Annotated in this window: 15 protein-coding genes and 1 pseudogene; 11 read left to right on the top strand and 5 right to left on the bottom strand. The window is 69.2% G+C overall.

Annotated elements, in window-relative coordinates; translation table 11 throughout:
• Window positions 1–3: 3 nt before the first annotated feature.
• Together ABD793_RS16645 and ABD793_RS16640 are read right to left on the bottom strand one after the other, a co-directional pair.
• A complete protein-coding gene (locus ABD793_RS16645) occupies window positions 4–507 on the bottom strand; it encodes a flavin reductase family protein (protein ID WP_344860782.1) in 504 nt (167 codons plus the stop codon).
• A 29-nt stretch (window positions 508–536) separates the two neighbouring features.
• Complete coding sequence (locus ABD793_RS16640; protein ID WP_344860780.1) at window positions 537–1,835, bottom strand: flavin monoamine oxidase family protein; 1,299 nt, start codon at window positions 1,833–1,835, stop codon at window positions 537–539.
• Window positions 1,836–2,190: 355 nt separating this feature from the next.
• Between ABD793_RS16640 and ribA the strand changes: the two genes are divergently transcribed.
• The 7 genes from ribA to ABD793_RS16605 all read left to right on the top strand — a co-directional run bounded on the left by ribA (window position 2,191) and on the right by ABD793_RS16605 (window position 10,864).
• A complete protein-coding gene (gene ribA / locus ABD793_RS16635; RefSeq protein ID WP_344860778.1) occupies window positions 2,191–3,426 on the top strand; it encodes a GTP cyclohydrolase II in 1,236 nt (411 codons plus the stop codon).
• Between the two features lie 37 nt (window positions 3,427–3,463).
• Window positions 3,464–4,879: an LLM class flavin-dependent oxidoreductase gene (locus ABD793_RS16630; protein WP_344860776.1), complete on the top strand. Its 1,416-nt coding sequence runs from the start codon at window positions 3,464–3,466 to the stop codon at window positions 4,877–4,879.
• A complete protein-coding gene (locus ABD793_RS16625) occupies window positions 4,879–5,667 on the top strand; it encodes a 2-keto-4-pentenoate hydratase (protein ID WP_344860774.1) in 789 nt (262 codons plus the stop codon). Before ABD793_RS16630 ends, ABD793_RS16625 begins: the two co-directional genes overlap by 1 nt.
• Before the next feature lie 31 nt (window positions 5,668–5,698).
• Window positions 5,699–7,042 carry an MFS transporter gene (locus ABD793_RS16620; protein ID WP_344860772.1) on the top strand — a complete coding sequence of 448 codons (1,344 nt, stop codon included), beginning with the start codon at window positions 5,699–5,701 and terminating at the stop codon, window positions 7,040–7,042.
• A 146-nt stretch (window positions 7,043–7,188) separates the two neighbouring features.
• Window positions 7,189–7,983, top strand: a complete 795-nt coding sequence (locus ABD793_RS16615; protein WP_344860770.1) for an IclR family transcriptional regulator — start codon at window positions 7,189–7,191, stop codon at window positions 7,981–7,983.
• Between the two features lie 73 nt (window positions 7,984–8,056).
• Window positions 8,057–9,919 (top strand): glycoside hydrolase family 5 protein, encoded by a 1,863-nt coding sequence (locus tag ABD793_RS16610; RefSeq protein ID WP_344860769.1) that lies wholly within the window; start codon window positions 8,057–8,059, stop codon window positions 9,917–9,919.
• A gap of 99 nt (window positions 9,920–10,018) precedes the next feature.
• Window positions 10,019–10,864 carry an SAM-dependent methyltransferase gene (locus tag ABD793_RS16605; RefSeq protein ID WP_344860767.1) on the top strand — a complete coding sequence of 282 codons (846 nt, stop codon included), beginning with the start codon at window positions 10,019–10,021 and terminating at the stop codon, window positions 10,862–10,864.
• A gap of 19 nt (window positions 10,865–10,883) precedes the next feature.
• On the opposite strand, the gene ABD793_RS16600 is transcribed toward ABD793_RS16605, so the two are convergent.
• Window positions 10,884–11,456 (bottom strand): TetR/AcrR family transcriptional regulator, encoded by a 573-nt coding sequence (locus tag ABD793_RS16600; protein ID WP_344860765.1) that lies wholly within the window; start codon window positions 11,454–11,456, stop codon window positions 10,884–10,886.
• A gap of 81 nt (window positions 11,457–11,537) precedes the next feature.
• Here ABD793_RS16600 and ABD793_RS16595 point away from each other — a divergent pair, with 81 nt between their 5' ends.
• Window positions 11,538–12,488 (top strand): NADP-dependent oxidoreductase, encoded by a 951-nt coding sequence (locus tag ABD793_RS16595; protein ID WP_344860762.1) that lies wholly within the window; start codon window positions 11,538–11,540, stop codon window positions 12,486–12,488.
• 463 nt (window positions 12,489–12,951) lie between these two features.
• Window positions 12,952–13,224: pseudogene (locus ABD793_RS42700) on the top strand (transposase); the annotation flags it as partial.
• Window positions 13,225–13,601: 377 nt separating this feature from the next.
• On the opposite strand, the gene ABD793_RS16590 reads toward ABD793_RS42700, so the two are convergent.
• Entirely contained in the window at window positions 13,602–14,747 is a 1,146-nt protein-coding gene (locus ABD793_RS16590) for an FAD-dependent monooxygenase (RefSeq protein WP_344860760.1), read from the bottom strand.
• Window positions 14,748–14,922: 175 nt separating this feature from the next.
• Here ABD793_RS16590 and ABD793_RS16585 point away from each other — a divergent pair, with 175 nt between their 5' ends.
• Window positions 14,923–15,528, top strand: coding sequence for a TetR/AcrR family transcriptional regulator (locus ABD793_RS16585; RefSeq protein ID WP_344860758.1), 606 nt, complete (start codon window positions 14,923–14,925; stop codon window positions 15,526–15,528).
• A 67-nt stretch (window positions 15,529–15,595) separates the two neighbouring features.
• Here ABD793_RS16585 and ABD793_RS16580 read toward each other — a convergent pair whose 3' ends face one another.
• Window positions 15,596–16,012: a nuclear transport factor 2 family protein gene (locus tag ABD793_RS16580; RefSeq protein ID WP_344860756.1), complete on the bottom strand. Its 417-nt coding sequence runs from the start codon at window positions 16,010–16,012 to the stop codon at window positions 15,596–15,598.
• Between the two features lie 271 nt (window positions 16,013–16,283).
• Here ABD793_RS16580 and ABD793_RS16575 point away from each other — a divergent pair, with 271 nt between their 5' ends.
• Complete coding sequence (locus ABD793_RS16575) at window positions 16,284–17,189, top strand: alpha/beta fold hydrolase (RefSeq protein ID WP_344860754.1); 906 nt, start codon at window positions 16,284–16,286, stop codon at window positions 17,187–17,189.
• The last annotated feature ends 161 nt before the right edge of the window (window positions 17,190–17,350 follow it).

Below are 17,350 nucleotides of genomic sequence, written 5' to 3'. Positions count from 1 at the left end.
CGGTCAGGAACTGATGTCCTGGTATATGCCGAGCCGACCGCGGTGGAAGACCAGTGGTTCACCGGTGCCGGCTTCCAGGTGGCGTACCGCGGCCACGACGATGACGTGGTCGCCGCCGTCGAGTTCGTGGCGGATTTCGCAGTCGATCCAGGCGTGCGCCCCGGTGATCCGCGGGTTGCCGTCGGTGGATTCGTGCCAGCCGACGGCACTGAACTTGTCGTCGCGCTTGCTGGACAGCATCCGGCAGACGTCGTGCTGGCCGCTGGCGAGCACACTGGCGCTGAACCGGCAGGCGGGGCGGATCTTGGGCCAGCTGGTGGAGGTCAGTGCGACGCTGAAGGTGACCAGCGGGGGTTCCAGCGACAGCGACTGGAAGGTCCCGACGACGAGCCCGGCCGGGGCACCGGTGCCGGTGTCCCGGCCGGCCAGCACGACGACGCCGGTGGGCAGGTGCCCCAGCACGTCGCGATAGTGCCGCGGCTCGATCGCGGCGGGTGAAACGATCATGGTCATCTCCTCCGGACAGGTGGTGGGTACTAGCGCGGGGCCAGGCGGGTGCCCAGTTCACGGGCGGTGCGCAGCCCGGTTTCGATGGCTCCGTCGATGAAACCGGCCCAGACGTTGGCGTAATCGCTGCCCGCGAAGTGCAGCACGCCTTCCGGCCGTTGCTGTGCGGCCAGGTAGCGGGTGAGCTGGTGCGGGCGCTGCATCAGCCAGGTCTCCTGGGAGTACCGGTCGGCCATCCAGTCGTGGCCGGTGACCTCGAGGACGTCGAGGTCCTCGCGCCACACCCGAAGGGCCGCGCGCACGGCGTCGAGGTCGTTGGGAGAGATTTTGCTTGCGTCGGCACCGAACGCGACGAGGACGGCGTCGTCGTCCCCGAGGTATTCGGTACGTGCGACCGAAAGCGGGTGGGCGGCCGAGGAGTAGGCGAAGAACGGCGCGATCGGGCCCCGTACCCGGATCCACACCTTGACTCCCTGCGACGCCGCCTTTTCCTTGCCGGCGGAGAGCTTCTCGGCGCACAGCGGAGGCGAGACGTCCAGGTCGCCGATGATGTTCTGCGGCAGCGTCAGCACCACGCGCCGAGCGTGGATCCGGGTTCCGCCGGCGGTGGTGACGACGGCGCCGTCGGCGGTGTGCTCGATCCGGCTCGCCTCGGTGGAGGTGCGGATGTCCGCGTCGGTGTCCGCGACGATCGCCTCGACCAGTGACCGGGTGCCGCCGGTGAGCCGGAAGACCGCGGAGGCCTCGTGCATCAGGTGCCAGGACCCGGCTGTGGCGGCGGTCCAGCGCAGCGCGCTCGTGAACGCGCCTTCGCCGAGCGGCGCGTTGAAGTGACCCACCCAGGCCGCTTCGTTGGCGTGGTACTCGGCAGGCGGCAGGTCGAGTTCGTCGAGCTTTTCCTGGAGGCTGAACCCGTCGACCGCGGCGAGGTCCGGTTCGGCGAGCGGATCGTCGGGCCGGGGGATCCAGCGCATCGTGTCGGCGAGCAGTGCCTGCATCCCGGGATCGATCAGGTTCATGAAGCTCTCGAGCGTGCCGGTGCGGACCTCGGCACCGGCCAGCCAGTAGGCCTTCTCCGGCCGGGGACCGCGGGTGACGCCGAGTCCGTAGCGGGTGACCTCGGCCCACACGTGCGGCTGCACCCAGTGCAGCCAGGTGCCGCCCATCTCCAGGTCGCGGCCGAGCCGGTGGTCGGTCCACACCCGCCCGCCGAGGCGATCCCGCGCTTCGAGCACCACCACCCGCAGGCCCTGCCTGCCGAGCTCGCGGGCGGTGATGAGTCCGGCGATCCCGCCGCCGATCACTACGACGTCGGCTTCTTCAGTCACGGTGCCACTCCCTCGTGGTCGGCCTCGCGTCCGTCGTCGAGGCGCCTGACGGGTATGCGTTCAATATGGACGTCGCGTCCATAAAGTGAACGCAAGCGAGAGTGTGCCCCCGGTGCTCGGATATCGTCAAGGATCCGCCGGATCCGGCTTATTACCATCCGGTACACCGGGTTTACTCGGATCTCTTGACACTCGTCGACGAGCCGTGTCACCTTATTTGGACGCGACGACCACTATGTGAACGCACGACGAGATGGTGGTTTCGCGGAATCGAAAGTTCCAGCATCAATCTCGGTCACCGGCGACGAGGCAGCCTCGCCGCGGTGTGCCGATGCAGAGCCGCAGGAGTGGACCGATGCACTCGTCGAGCGTTGCCGAAGCCATCCCCGAAGCAATTGCCGCACTCGCCGCGGGCGGGAAGGTTCTCGTCGTCGATGACGAGAACCGGGAGAACGAGGGCGACCTGATCATGGCCGCCGAACACGCGACGACCGACGAGGTCGCCTTTTTCCTGGAGCACACCTCGGGTTTCCTGTGCGTCGCGGTCGACGGCGCACGTGCCGACGCGCTCGGGCTGGACCTGATGGTCGCGGACAACACCGAGAGCCACGGCACCGCGTTCCTGGTCAGCGTCGACTACCGGCACGGGACGAGCACCGGGATCAGCGCACCGGACCGGGCGGCGACCGTCCGCGCGCTGGCCGATCCGCGGCTGGCCCCGGCCGATCTCGCGCGTCCGGGGCACGTGCTGCCGTTGCGGGCAAGGCCCGGTGGGGTGCGGCAGCGGCCGGGGCACACCGAGGCCGGAGTGGACCTGTGCCGGCGCGCCGGGCTGAGCGGGGCCGCACTGCTGTGCGAGATCGTCACGCCGGACCGGCGGCAGATGATGCGCCGCCCGCAGCTCGACGAGTTCGCCGCGCGCCAGGGTATCCCGATGATCTCCATCGCGGCTCTGGTCGCATGGCTGGAGAACCCGGAGAACCAGGAGAACCCGGACTCCGGGGTGCGGCGGACCGGGCAGGCCACGATCCCCACCGAGCTCGGGACCTTCCGGGCCGTCACGTACCGGGCCGCGGGCGAACCCGAACATCTGGCGCTGATCATGGGCGAACCGGGTGACGATGTTCTCGTCCGCCTGCACAGCGAGTGCCTCACCGGCGATCTGCTCGGCTCATTGCGGTGCGATTGCGGTGCGCAGCTGCGGATGGCGATGGAGGCGATCGCCGCGCAGGGCCGCGGCGCGATCGTCTACCTGCGCGGCCACGAAGGGCGGGGCATCGGTCTCGGCCGGAAGCTTCGTGCCTACGAACTCCAGCAGCACGAGGGCCTCGACACCCTGGACGCGAACGTCGCGCTGGGACTTCCGGCCGACAGCCGCGACTACACCGCGGCGGCGGCAATCCTGACCGATCTCGGGATCACGTCGGTGCGGCTGATGACCAACAACCCCGACAAATGCCGTGCGCTCACCGACCACGGCGTGGCCGTCACCGAGCGGCTGGCTCTCGAAACCCGGCCGAACGAGCACAACACGGCGTACCTGGCCACCAAACGGCACCGGATGGGGCATCTGCTCGAACAGATCGCCTGACCGCTGCCACCATCACTCACCGGAACGGAGAAAACCCATGACGTCTCGGCGGATGCGGCTGTTCGCGTTCGATTTCCAAGGCCCGGCACACCTTTCTGCCGGGTTGTGGCGCCACGAGCACGACCGCGGCAGCCAGTACACCGACCTGCGCTACTGGACGGAGTACGCGAAGCTGCTGGAAGAAGGCAAGTTCGACGGAATCTTCTTCGCGGACAACGTGGGCTACCACGACGTGTACGAGGGTGGTTTCGCCGCGGCACTCGCGGATGCCGCGCAGATCCCGGCCAACGACCCGTTCCTGGTCGTGTCGGCGATGGCGGCGGTGACCGGGAACCTCGGCTTCGGTCTCACCGGATCGACCTCCTACGAACACCCCTATGCACTGGCCCGCCGGTTCAGCACGCTCGATCACCTCACCGGCGGCCGGGTCGGCTGGAACCTGGTGACCTCCTACGCCGACAGCGCCGCGCGCAACCTCGGTACCGGCCGGCAGGTCCCGCACGACCAGCGCTACGACATGGCCGCCGAATACCTCGAGGTCTGCTACCGGCTGTGGGAAGGCTCCTGGCAGGACGATGCGGTCGTGCGCGACCGGGTCAACGGGGTCTACGCCGATCCGTCCCGGGTGCATCCGATCGACCACCACGGCCGGTACTTCGACGTGCCCGGCATCGCGCTGTGCGAGCCTTCCCCGCAGCGTACCCCGGTGATCTTCCAGGCCGGTGGCTCCGCGAAGGGACAGCGGCTCGCCGCGGCGCACGCGGAGGCAGTGTTCATGAACGCGGTGTCGGTGCCTGCGCTCAAGCGGCAGGTGGAGGCGGTGCGCGGGTTCGCCGCCGAGGCCGGACGGGACCCGCGCAGCGTCAAGGTGCTGCAGATGCTCAACGTGGTCTGCGCGCCCACCGACGAGGCGGCCCATGCGAAGTACGAGTCCTACCGCCGTCTGGTCAGCTACTCCGGTGCGATGGCCCGCTACAGCGGCTGGACCGGACTGGACATGTCGCAGTTCGATCCGGACGTGCCGCTCAAGCACGTCAAGACCGACGCCGGGCAGACCATGGTGGACCTGTTCGCCAAGATGGACCCGGACAAGAACTGGACGCCCCGCGACATCGCCGAGTTCATCGGCCTCGGCGGTACCGGCCCCACGCTCGTCGGCTCGCCGGGCACGGTCGCCGAGGAGCTCATCCGGTGGATGGACGAGACCGGCATCGACGGGTTCAACCTCGGCCACGCGGTGAAGTACCAGGACATCGCGGACTTCGTCGAACTCGTCGTGCCCGAACTGCAGCGCCGCGGCGCGATGTGGACCGAGTACGACGGATCGACGCTGCGGGAAAAGCTGCACGGGCGCGGTGTCCGCAGGCTTCGCGCGGACCACCCCGGGTTCGGCTACCGCCGTGCGACGAGCCCGCAGGCCTTGCCGGACCTGCAACCGGCAGGCAGCTACTGATGCACAACTCCGAACTGCACGACGTCGCGACCGCGTTGCGCACCGCCCGGCTCGACCGGGTACCGATCCCGGCGCCGACGAAAACCTGGCCGGGGCTCGATGCCGACCGTGCTTTCCAGGTCCAGCAGATCAACGTCGACCACGCGGTTGCCGGCGGCGACCGCGTGGTCGGCTACAAACTGGGCAACATCGCGAAAGCCATGCAGGACGCGTTCGGCCTCGACCAGCCCGACTACGGGTACCTGCTCGCCACGACCTTCGCCTGCGAAGGCACCACCCTGGACCGGGGCCGGTTCATCGAGCCCTTCGTCGAACTCGAACCCGCGTTCGTACTGCGTGCGCACCTGCGCGGGCCCCACCTCACCGTCGCCGACGTGATCACCGCGATCGACTACGTCGTGCCCGCCATCGAGATCATCGACTCACGGGTGCAGAACTGGGCGATCGACCTGCCGGACACCTTGGCCGACAACGGATCCACCGGTGCCGTCCTCCTCGGCGGGACCCCGCGGCGGCTGACCGGCCTGAGCTTGCGCGACACCCCTGGCGCACTGTCCTTCGACGGCCGCCGGGTCGTGGCAGGCAACACCGGCGCCATCCTCGGCAACCCGCTTGCCGCCACCGCGTGGCTGGCCAACCGGCTCGCCGCATACGACATCGCATTCACCCCAGGACAGGTGATTCTCCCCGGAAGCTGCCTGGCAGCGGTTCCGCTGCGCGAGCAGGGCCACTGGTCGGGCACGTTCGCACACCTCGGCACCGTCGAGTTCGACGTGCACACCGCCTGAGCGCCGGATGCCACCAGGAAGGACCGAAGCGGTGATCACCACCACCAGTCCCGGCACTGCCGCCGGGAAAACCGAGCACGCCAGCGCCGGCAAACGCCGGTTCCTGGTGCGGCTCACCGCGGCGACCGTCGGCGGCATGTTCATCGACGGCTACATCCTCGGCATCATCGGCAACGCCATCGGGGTGGTGAACGCCGAACTGCACATGTCGCTGTTCGCCGAGGGCCTGACCGGAGCGGCCGCACTCATCGGCATCTTCTTCGGCGGGCCGCTCGGCGGCTGGCTTTCCGACAAACTCGGCCGGAAACCGCTGTTCACCATCGATCTCGCGCTGTTCATCCTCGGCTCGGTACTGCAGTTGTTCGTCGCTTCGGCGTGGCAGCTGTTCGTGGTGCGGCTGATCATGGGCATCGCCATCGGCGCCGAGTATTCGGTCGGCTGGCCGTTGCTCGCCGAATTCGCCCCGGCGCGGCTGCGCGGACGGCTCATGTCGCTGTCGGAAGTGGCCTGGTACATCGGGTTCATGGTCTCCTCCGCGATCGCCTACCTGCTCGTCGTGGTGTTCCCGGTGGACTGGCGGATCATCCTCGGCACCAGCACGGTTCCCGCGGTGATCCTGTTCTTCGCCAGGTTCGGGCTGCCCGAGTCGCCGCGTTGGCTGATCCACAAAGGACGGGCCGAGGAGGCCGAGCGGATCGCGCACGCCTACCTCGAAGACCCCGGCGAAGCACTCGAACGCGGCGTTCCCGCGCGCAAGGCCACCTTCGGCGCACTGTTCTCCCGGGATTACCGGCGTGCCACCACGTTCATCTCGGTGTTCTGGTTCTGCGCCGTGGCACCCTACTTCGCCATCGCCACCTTCGCCGCCAGTGTGCTGGCCGACTACGGCCTTGGCGACGGGCTCGTCGGCGCACTGGGCATCAACGGCCTCGCACTCGTCGGCGTCGTGGTTTCGCTGGTGCTGATCGACCGGATCGGCCGTCGCAAGCTCACCATCCCGCAACAGTGGGTCTCCGCGGTGGTTCTCGTGCTCATCGGACTGTGGCCAGGTGCACCGTCGTCGGTGGTGCTGATCTGTTTCTTCGTTTTCGCCTTCGCCAACGCCATGTGCACCGCGCTGACCGGCGTCTACCCCGGCGAGATCTTCCCGACCGAGATCCGCGGTATCGGGACCGGATTCGCGACGGCGTTCAGCCGGGTCGGCGCGGGCATCGGCACCTTCCTGCTGCCCTGGTCGATGCACCACCTCGGGGCCGGGACCAGCATGCTCATCGCCGCCGCGGTGTGCGTGCTCGGCGCGGTCGTCTCGCAGCTGCTCGCCCCGGAGACGATGGGCCGGAGCCTGAGCGAAACCTCCGCACCGCACCGTCCGTGATCGCTCTTCCCCCGGCACCCGGAGCCACGGCTCCGGGTGCCCCCGCACCGCCCGTGTCCGGATAGTGAACGCGGACCCGGTAAACTGGACACGCCAGCAGGGGGTGCGCCGTTCCGGCGCACGTCGAGGGCGGTCGAGGAGTGGTGATGGGCGAGGGGTCCGAACAGGCGGATTCGACGAACAAGTCGGTCGCCAAAGCGGTGCGCCTGCTGCGGGAGCTCGCCGCGCAACCCCGTGCCGGAGCCACCGTCACCGTGCTCGCGAAAGCGGCCCGGCTCAGCAGGCCGACCGCGTTCCGGCTGCTGTCCAGCCTCGAACAGGACGGGCTGGTGGACCGGGTCGAGGCGAACTACGTGCTCGGATGGGAACTGGCCCGGCTCGGCCGCCGCGCCGATCCGTACGCCGGGCTGGTGGCCAGGGCGCAACCGCTGATCCAGGAGCTCGCGGACACGTTCAACGAATCGGCGACGCTGTCGGTGCCCAACCCGGAAGGCGGGCTGGACCTGGTCATCGAGACCACCGGCTCGCATGTGCTCGGCGTGGTCGGCCGCAATATGGTCGGGGAGCGCTATCCGCTGCACGCCAGCTCCACCGGCAAGGTCCTGCTCGCCGAACTCCCGTCCGCCAGGCTGCGCGAGGAGCTGCCCGAAACGCTCGAGGCCTACACCCCGCAGACGATCACCGACCACGCGACCCTGATCAGGGAGCTCGAGCAGGTCCGCGAACAGGGCTTCGCGATCATCGACAACGAGCTCGAACCGGAACTCCTGTCGCTGTCCAGCCCCATCCGCGACGCGGCGGGCACGCTCGTGGCGATCCTCACCCTCAACGGCCCCCGCAGCCGCTTCGGCCGGGATCAGATCCCCGAAGCACTCCACCAGATGCAGGTCACCACCGACCGCATGACCGAACTGTTCTGGCGTGCCGAGGCCACCGGCTGAGGTCCGTTCTCCCCGCTGCCACACTACTTTCAGCCGGTGTACAGCCGATGGCGAAGATCGCTAGTCTCGGCGCGTGAGGCTTTTGGGTGCTTTGTTCGCCGTCCTGGTCGCCGTCGGTGTCACCGTTCCGTTGCCCGCGGCCGTGGCGGAGTCCCGGGCCCCGGCCGTCGCGGATCCGTCCGGCTGGGTGGGACCGCTGAGCACCCGCGGCCGCTACATCGTCGACGCCGCAGGCAACCGGTTCAAGCTGAAGTCCGCCAACTGGCACGGCGGGAGCGGCACCTGGACCGGTTCCGGGGACAAGGGCGATCCGGCCAACCACCACGCGGGCGAAATGGCCTACCAGACCCCGCTCGGCCTGGACCGCGTCCCGCTCGACACGGTGCTCGACGGGCTGGCCGAACTGGGCCTCAACAGTGTGCGCCTGCAGTTCTCCGGCGAGATGATCCACGATCCGGCCGCGGTGCCCGATCTGCCCGCCAACCCGCAGCTGCACGGCCTGACCCCGCTGGAGGTCTACGACCGCGTGGTGGACCGGCTGACCGCGCGCGGATTCGCGGTGATCCTCAACAACCACACCACGACCTCGCGCTGGTGCTGCGGCCTCGACGGCAACGAGCGCTGGAACACCGCGCAGACCGAGCAGCAGTGGCAGGACGATTGGCTGTTCATGGCCCGCCGCTACGCCGCGAACAAGCGGGTGGTCGGTGCGGATCTGTACAACGAAGTCCGCCGCAACGCGCTGGAGGACCCCGACTGGGGCCAGGGCGGCGACGCGGACTGGCAACGCGCGAGCCAGCAGGTGGCCGACCGCATCCTGGCCGAAGCGAACCCGGATCTGCTGATCATCGTGGAGGGCATCAACTGGACCGGGCTGCCGGTCGACGGCCTGCCGCACGGCCGTCCCACGCTGGAGCCGGCCCGCACGCTGTCCCACACGCTCGTCGAGTCGGACAAACTCGTGTACTCCGCACACTTCTACGGCTACACCGGGCCGAACCACTCCGGCGCGACCGGTGTCGGCGAGACCCACGATCCGCGTTACCGCGACCTGTCCCCGTCGGAACTGCGAGATGTCCTTTACCGGCAAGCGTTCTTCGTTTCGGCGGAGACCGGCAAGCACTACACCGCGCCACTGTGGATCAGCGAGTTCGGGGAAAGCCGGGGGACCACCGATGCGGCGTCGCGGGCCTGGTTCGAGAACTTCGTCGGCTACCTCGCCGAAACCGACACCGATTTCGCCTATTGGCCTGCGGTCGGTTTTCACACCGACGGCAAGGGCGACGGGTGGTCGCTGCTTGCCTGGGACACCGCGGGCAAGCGCATCGACGTGCTCGACGGCACCGACTGGCGCGGCCCCGCCTGGCATCGGCTGGTGACCGCACCGGCTCGTACCGGGCAGGTCCCGGCGGCCGAGCACTGGTCCATGCTGAACCTCGACCACGCCGATTTCGACGCCTCACTGGCGGTCCGCGCGAAGCCGGACTGGGACCAGGGCGCCCGCAAGGGCGTGTGTCCCGACCGGCAGCGCCTCACCGGCTTGGCCCACACCGGCAACCGGGGACTGTGCAGCGGCACGCTTCCCGCCCCGGCCGAGTACACCGCCGTGCACGACGAGACCTATGTGGACAGTGACTGGGCCGCAGGCTACACCAAGGTGCAGTGCCCGGCCGAGCACGCCGTGGTCGGCTACAGCGTGCGGGGCGCCGCACTGTCGGCCGTACTCTGCGGTCGCTCCGCCACCCCGCTGGGACACACCGGCCGCACGCTCTGGTTCGACCGCGGCGACAACCGCCCGGCCGGCGAGCCCGGCGGTGAGTTCGCCACTGGCAACCACAAGGGGCAGTGCGCACCGGGCGAATACGTCGCGGGCGTCGCCTACACGACGCGCGCGGGCTCCCTCGAAACCCCCGACGCGCTGCTCTGCCGTTCCTGACCCCGCGCCGACGGCGGGAGCCGGTTTTCCCGCCGACCTCGGGGCTACTACCCTCGGTACGTCAAGTGTCACAACGTCCGCGTCCTGGAGGTCGGTGTCTTGCTCGACGATGAGAACGCCCCGGTGGGCGTCGACCCCACCAGGTCGAGCGTCGCCAGGGTCTACGACTACCTGCTCGGCGGCAAGGACCACTACGACGTCGACCGGGCGATGGGCGACCAGATCATCGCGAAGATGCCGGAAGTGCGCGACGTCGCGCGGGAGAACCGGGCCTTCCTGATCCGGGCCTGCCGGTTCCTGGCCACGAACGCAGGCATCCGCCAGTTCCTCGACTGCGGTTCGGGCCAGCCGACTGCGGAAAACGTGCACCAGGTGGTCCAGCGCATCCACTCGGACGCGCGGGTGCTCTACAGCGACTACGATCCGGTGGTGGCCAGCCGGGGCCGTGCGCTGCTGGTCGAGGACGAGCGGACGAACTACCTGGAAGCTGACATCTTCGAGCCCGCGGGCATCCTCGAGCACGAGCTGACCCGCAGCCACCTCGACTGGTCCGAGCCGATCGCGTTGCTGTTCGTCGCGGCACTGCACCACTACAAGGGTGACCTCGGCCGTCCGGCGGAGGTCACCAAGGAGTACATCGACGCGCTGCCCTCGGGTTCCTACGTCGTGATCACGCACGTGCTCGACCCGCACGACGGCGGCCAGGACGACGAGACCCTGCAGGAAACCCTCCAGGTGATCCGCGACGGGTCGATGCGGGACATCACCGCGCGCACCCGCGAGCAGATCCGCGAGCTCTTCCACGGCCTGGAACTGGTCGCCCCCGGACCCGGTCAGCCCGCCGAGATCGTCCCGGTCGCGCACTGGTGGCCGGACGGCCCCCAGCTCGGCGCGGAGACCATCGCGCAGCGGATCATCGCCGCGGGGGTCGGCCGCAAACCCTGAACCGCCCGCCGCCGCGGGCTCAGCGGACCGTCCGGACCGGCGGGGTGACCGTCTCGCACAGTTCGGCGGCGGTCTGCGCGACGAGTTCGGACAGCGTCGCGTCCTGTTCGGCCAGCCAGCGGGACGTGGCGCGCCGGGAGATCGCGATCGCCACGTCGACCACGAAGCGGGCCTTGCCGGGCTCCACGCCGCGGCGCCCGAGCGCCGGTACCAGTGCGTCGGCAATGTCGGCGAGCTTGTTCAGATCACGTTCGGCCAGTGCCGGACTGGCGGCGATCACCGCAGTTCGGCGCAGCAGGGTCTCGCGCGGGTGGAAGATCTCGTCGGCGGTCCCCACCGCGGCCAGCAGCGCCTCGAGCGGGGTGCGGTCCGGGTCGGCCGCCTCGACCTCGGCGACGAGGTACGCCTCGAGTTCGTTGCCGGCGAAGAGGACTTCCCGCTTGTCGGGGAAATAGCGGTAGAAGGAGCGCTCGGTCAGGCCGGCGGCGCGCGCGATCTGCGCGACCGAGGTGCGCTCGAATCCGTGCTTCTCGAACAGCTCGAGTGCCGCGCGCTCCAGCCTGCCCTGTGCGTCGGACTCCCATCTCGGCATGCCCCCAGAGTACGACAGCAGAAGCTGTCATCGCAGTGCTAGGGTCGATGACAACAGATGCTGTCATCGAAGGAGACCGTCATGCGGGCACTTCAGTTCGACCGGTTCGGATCCCCGGACGTGCTCGTGCTGCGTGACGTCCCGAAGCCGGCGCCGGGACCCGGCCGGATCCGGATCGCCGTGCGAGCGTGCGGTCTGAACCCGGCGGACTGGCACCTCGTCGACGGCCTCCTCGCCGACCGGCTGCCGCCGCTGCCGCGCGGACTCGGCCTCGAGGTGGCAGGCACCGTCGACGCGCTCGGTGCGGGTGTCGACGGCGTCGAGATCGGCGACCTCGTGTTCGGCCCGGCGACCTTCGACGGCCCGACCGCAGGGGCCGCCGAGTATGCGCTGATGGCAGCCTGGGCACGCATTCCCGAGGGGGTCACCGTCGAGCAGGCTGCGGCGTTGCCGATGGCGGCCGAGACGGCGTGGCGTGCGCTCGACGATCTCGGTGTCCAGCCGGATGAGCTGCTGCTCGTCCACGGTGCAGGCTCCACCGTCGGCGAGGCGGCGGTGCGGTTCGCGCTGCACCGCGGTATCCGGGTGATCGCCACCGCCGGTCCGGTCCGGGCCGCTGCACTGGAGGAGATCGGCGCCAGTGCGACCGGTTACGGCGACGGCATGGCCGAACGCGTCGCCGCACTGGCCGGAGGCCGCGTCGACCGCGCCCTGGACGCGGCCCCGACCGGCGGCCGGATCGACCGCGCCGACCGGGCCGGGCCGGGCGGCGGTGCACTGCCGGCCCTGATCGAGCTGACCGGCGACCCCGACCGCGTCCTCACCGTCTCCGACTTCGCCGCCGCGGCCGAGCTGGGCGCCCGGACCACCACCGAGATCCGCTACGACCTGATGGACGAGCTCGCCCGGCTGGCCGGCGAAGGCGTACTGGTTGTTTCCATCGCCGGTACCTATCCGCTCGACCGGATCCGGGCCGCAGCCGAACTCAGCCAGTCCCGGCGGCCCGGCGGCAAACTCGTGCTCGTCCCCTGAACGAGTGCCACCCGGTGCGGAGCGGCAGGCCGTGTTCGGATGCGCGGGTAATGGTCGAAGGGACCATTTGCCGGTATCGAGGCGGGCCGGCTGGCCCGCGAGGGCGTCCGGGATGTGGTGCTGCAGCGGTTGCTCGCGCGGCCAGTGCGGCGGGCCGGATCGACCGGTCCATCTCGGCCGATTCCACCGTTGCCCGCGCGCATCAGCACGCCACCAACACCACCCGAGACGCAGGGGATTCGTCGAACTACCCGAAACCCGGGGCGAGCCGCGCGACCATGCGCTGGGCCACTCACAGCGTGGGCTGCCGACCAAGATTCATGAACTCGTCACCGGAGCGGGACGGCCACTGATGGTGCTGCCGACCGCGAGGCAGACCGGGGACTCGCCGTTCCTGCCACTTGTGCATCACCGCGCGGTGCCACACCGCGGCTGAGGAAGGCCGCGTACTCGCCCGGACCGGGTGCGCAGCGACAAGACGTATTCCTCCCGCACGACCCGAACCCACCTGCGCAGCCGCAAGATCGGTGCAACAATTCCCGAACCCACCGACCAACAAGGTCACCGCCGACACCGCAGCTCCCGCGGCGCGCGCCCGCCTGCGTTCGACGAGGTCGACTGCCGCGGCCGCAACGTCATCGAGCGCTACTTCAACCAGCTCAAGCACTGGCGCGGCCTCGCGACTCGCTTCGACAACCTCGCCACCGTCTACCGAGCAGCAATCCTCCTGCACGCTGTGATCACCTGGACCAACGCGTCATCAGACCTGGCCTATGCCGTGCCTGACAAAGGGTTTGGCTGGTGGCTGCGATGCCTGCTTGGTGCGTCGCGGTTTCAGCTGCGCTCAGATGATCGGTGGGCGTTGATCGAGGGGATCATCTTCCGGTATCGGTGCGGGATCGTGTGGCGGGATGTGCCTGCTGTCGCTGCAGACGCGGCCGGGCAGGGCGGGCACCGCACACGCCGCGGCGCCCGCCCGCGTTCGACGAGGTCGACTGCCGCGGCCGCGGGCGTGGTCGAACGACGGTTCATCCTGCTCAAACAATGGCCTCGCGACTCGCTGGGACAACCTCGCTATCGGCTACCGCTGTGCGGCCTTTCTTCGCGCCGTGGTCACCTGGACCAAGACACTCCCTGGCCGGCCGCGTTCTTGCCGGGGCGGGAGACGAGGCGGGTGTTGCGTGCGGTGATCTCTTCCTCGGTGGCGGGCACCAGGAGGTTGCCGCCGTCGTCGACGGTGCTTTGGGCGAATTCGACGTACGGGCGCTGGCGTTTCTCGTAATGGTCGAATGCCACGGTGTGGTCGCCGCCGGCGCGTTCGAGTTCCTCGGCCAGGAAAAGGCCGCCGGTGAGGGCCAGTGACGTGCCGCGGCCGGAGAGCAGTGCGGCGCAGTGTCCGGCGTCACCGACCAGGACCACCCGGCCGCGGTGCCAGGTCGGCATGTGGATCTGGCTGACCGAATCGAAGTAGAACTCGGGGTCGGCATCGGCCGCGGTCAGCAGGCGCGGGATTTCCCATTCGTCGTGCCCGGCGAAAGCGTCGGTGACAATCCGTTTCTGGACATCCAGGTCGTGGTAGTCGTAGTCGAGGAATTCGGACCGGAACAGGAGAATCCCGAGCGCCTTGTCGTGGTAGCCGGTGATGCCGGCCATATGCCCCGGGTAGTTGTACATCTTGCCGATGTCGTCGGCGCGGAAGTCTTCGGCAGGCAGTTCGGTGAGGCCGACGTACAGGCCCAGATGCCGCAGGTAGTCGCTCTCCGGTCCGAACACCAGTTTCCGCACGCGCGAATGCAGACCGTCCGCGCCGACGACGAGGTCGAACCGCGCGGAGCCGCCGGAGGTGAAGCGCACGTCGACCCCGTCGCCGTCTTCGGTGAGGGCGTCGATGCTTTCCCGGAACCGGATCGTGGCGTTCGGCGGCAGCGCGGCGGCGAGGATGTTCGTGAGGTCCTCGCGCGGCAGCTCGATGTCGTCAGCGGAATCGTTCGCCTCCTCGTTCGGCACCCGGGCGATCACCGTGCCGTCGCGGTCGACGAATCGGGTGCGCTCGGACATGTCGACCCGTTTCGCGCGGATCCCGTCGAGCAAGCCCATCTCCGCGGTGACCCCGATCGCGTCGCCGCGGACGTCGATGGGTGATCCGTTGACGCGCAGGTGCTCCGCGCGTTCGACGACGGTCACCTGGTGTCCGCGCACGCCGAGGTCGAGAGCAGTGCTGAGCCCGGCGATGCCGGCACCCGATACGAGGATGTTCATGCGTTCTCCTGGTTCGCCTCACGGGCGTCGGTCGCGGGGGCGCCGGAGGACCGACCTGACTGAATTTAAAGCGACAATATTTCTCGTTAGAAGCTACGATAGCAGACCCGCGCCGCGGCAGGCAGGGGAGCTGACGGAGAATCACCTCACGAGTGAAGCGAGGAGTGAAGGGCAGATGGCGGACACCGTGCCGAGGCGACCGGCGGTCCCGCGACCGGGCGGGCGCACCGCCCGCGTGCGGGAGCGGATCATGGACGCGACGGTGCAGCTCGTCGGCAAACACGGCCTGGCGGGCCTGCGTTACGACGAGCTGGCCGAACTGGCCGGGGTGCACAAGTCGAGCGTCTACCGGAACTGGCCGGAGCGGGAAACGCTGGTCAGCGAGGCGCTGCGGCGGTACGCCGCGGAGACGGCCGTCCTCGCCGACACCGGCGACCTGCGCCGGGATCTGGTCGAGTTCCTGGTGGAGCTGGCCGCCTGCATCGACTCGCCGACCGGCCGCGCGCTGCAGAGTGCCGCACACACCGGCCAGCAGACCCCGAGTGTGGCGCGGGCAGTCGCGGCGGTCTTCGAGCAACGCCTGGCGATCATGCGGACGAGGGTGGACGCGGCCGTCGAACGGGGCGAACTTCCCCCGGTCGACGTCTACTTCTTCGGCGAGCTGCTCTGCAGTCCGGTGCACCTTTACCTGAGCCGCGGCGTCCGCCCCTTCACCCGCGCGGTCGCGGAGCAGGTCACCGACGTGGTACTGGCCGGAATCCGGGAGACCGCCCGGCGGTAGCAGTGTCTCGACTGCGGCAATCGCTTGCGGCGCAAGGGATCGTGGCGCACGCGGGGTGCGCCCGCGGCTAGTGGTGCGGTGGGACGAGCTCGCGGTAGAACTCGTCCCACTGTGGCCCGTCCGGCATTTCCCAGTGCTCGACCGCCAATCCGTCCTCGAACCGCCACGCTCCCATTCCGGGGCCCGCCATCACCGTTCCGGCGCGCTCGGCGCGGAATTCGGCGTAGACGATGCCGAAGTGGTCGTCGGCGAGCACCTGGTGGATCTTCGACGGCAACGGGTGGCCGAGTTCTCTCCGGCGCCGCGCGTAGTCCGCAAGCAACGCGCGCCCGCCGGACGTGGCGAGCCGGACGCCGCCGGTGTGGATGACGAATTCCGGGGAGAACTTCTGCAGTACCTCCTCGACAGGAGGGACGCCGTGGTCGATCCCGCTGCCGTAGAGCTCGCTCAGCCACTTCGCATGAGGGTGATCGCTACGCAACATGGCCGAGACGGTAGCACGCTAAAGCGATAAAAAGTCGCACTAACCTCGCCGGATGCAGGTTCTGCGCGGCCGGAGGACTGTTCGAAGAGGGTGCCGCCGGCTCCGGGTGCGGGACGAGGGCGTGCCGTCCCCCGTGGGAGCTACGTGCAAGTGTCCACTGTGCGGGGACGATTCCTGGCCGTTGTCTCCGTAATCTTCGAGACAGCCGCGGCACTTCGGATCGCGGGAACCCCGCTGTCGAACAATTCTTCTTGGAGGCACTGTGTTTCGCATGACCAAGGCATCTGCTGCAGTGGCACTGCTGGCCATCGTGGGCGGGGGAGTGCTGGCCGGCTGTGACGACGCCGTCGGAGACGACGATGACCTGGGCGCCCCGGCGCCCTCGGTGCAGCAGAGCAACCAGAACGGGCAGGATGCACCCGCGGACGCCAAGAAGATCACCGTCGGCGGTCATTCGGTGAACGTGTCCTGCACGGGCACCGACGTGCCGGACCGGCCGGTCGTCGTGCTGATGGCGGGCATGGGTGACGATCTGACCAAACTGGCCGGCCTGCAGAAGACGCTGAGCCGGGACAACCGGGTCTGCTCCTACGACCGGCTCGGCGAGGGCAAGAGCGACAAACCGGCGGGGCCGCAGAACGTGGGCAGCAGCGGGGAAATCCTGACCGGCGTACTGGACCAGGTCGCCGGGCGCCGTCCGGTCGTGCTGGCCGGGCATTCGGCGGGCGGGCTGCTCGCGGCTCGCTACGCGCCGGAGCACCAGGACCGGATCAAGGGCGTGGTGCTGATGGACGCCACCCCCTCGACGATGATCGCCGACACGAGCGAGCAGATCCCCGAGTCCGCCACCGGCGATGCCGGTGAGCTGCGCAAGCAGAGCATCGCGGTCTTCGGCGGGGAGAACCCGGAGCTGCTCCGGTTCGAGGACGGGCCGGTGCAATCCGCGGGCGACATCCCGGTGGCCGTGATCCGGCACGGAGGTTCGTACCTCTCGGACATCCCGCAGTACGGCAAGGGCCTGGAGCAGGCGTGGGTGGCTGGACAGCGCAAGTGGCTCGCGCTGTCCAGCCACAGCGAAGCGATCACCGCACCCAACAGCGGGCACTACATCTACACCGACGCCCCCGATCTCGCCGCACAGACCATCGAGCGGATCACCTCGCAGGTCGCGAAGTAGCGCTCTCCCCGGCTGAACCGCACTGGCACGCCGCGACCCGCGGCGTGCCAGTGCGGTTCAGCCGTTGCTTCGAGAGGGTCAGCGGTTTCATACAATCCCGGGAATGCGTCACCTGACCGCCACCGCGGTGGCGGCCGTCGCCCCCGATGCTGGTTTCGTCG

The organism is Amycolatopsis ultiminotia, assembly GCF_039536925.1.
GTDB lineage: Bacteria > Actinomycetota > Actinomycetes > Mycobacteriales > Pseudonocardiaceae > Amycolatopsis > Amycolatopsis ultiminotia.
The sequence above is the reverse complement of the archived record's forward strand: the minus strand, read 5'-3'. Positions and strand labels throughout refer to the sequence as shown.

Excerpts from the sequence above, each read along its gene's own strand:
- ABD793_RS16580 (WP_344860756.1), bottom strand. The coding sequence starts at position 16,012 with ATGTTGCGTAGCGATCACCCTCATGCGAAGTGGCTGAGCGAGCTCTAC.
- ABD793_RS16590 (WP_344860760.1), bottom strand. The coding sequence starts at position 14,747 with ATGAACATCCTCGTATCGGGTGCCGGCATCGCCGGGCTCAGCACTGCT.
- ABD793_RS16615 (WP_344860770.1), top strand. The coding sequence starts at position 7,189 with ATGGGCGAGGGGTCCGAACAGGCGGATTCGACGAACAAGTCGGTCGCC.
- ABD793_RS16630 (WP_344860776.1), top strand. The coding sequence starts at position 3,464 with ATGACGTCTCGGCGGATGCGGCTGTTCGCGTTCGATTTCCAAGGCCCG.
- ABD793_RS16595 (WP_344860762.1), top strand. The coding sequence starts at position 11,538 with ATGCGGGCACTTCAGTTCGACCGGTTCGGATCCCCGGACGTGCTCGTG.
- ABD793_RS16600 (WP_344860765.1), bottom strand. The coding sequence starts at position 11,456 with ATGCCGAGATGGGAGTCCGACGCACAGGGCAGGCTGGAGCGCGCGGCA.
- ABD793_RS16585 (WP_344860758.1), top strand. The coding sequence starts at position 14,923 with ATGGCGGACACCGTGCCGAGGCGACCGGCGGTCCCGCGACCGGGCGGG.
- ABD793_RS16645 (WP_344860782.1), bottom strand. The coding sequence starts at position 507 with ATGATCGTTTCACCCGCCGCGATCGAGCCGCGGCACTATCGCGACGTG.
- ABD793_RS16575 (WP_344860754.1), top strand. The coding sequence starts at position 16,284 with ATGACCAAGGCATCTGCTGCAGTGGCACTGCTGGCCATCGTGGGCGGG.
- ABD793_RS16625 (WP_344860774.1), top strand. The coding sequence starts at position 4,879 with ATGCACAACTCCGAACTGCACGACGTCGCGACCGCGTTGCGCACCGCC.
- ribA (WP_344860778.1), top strand. The coding sequence starts at position 2,191 with ATGCACTCGTCGAGCGTTGCCGAAGCCATCCCCGAAGCAATTGCCGCA.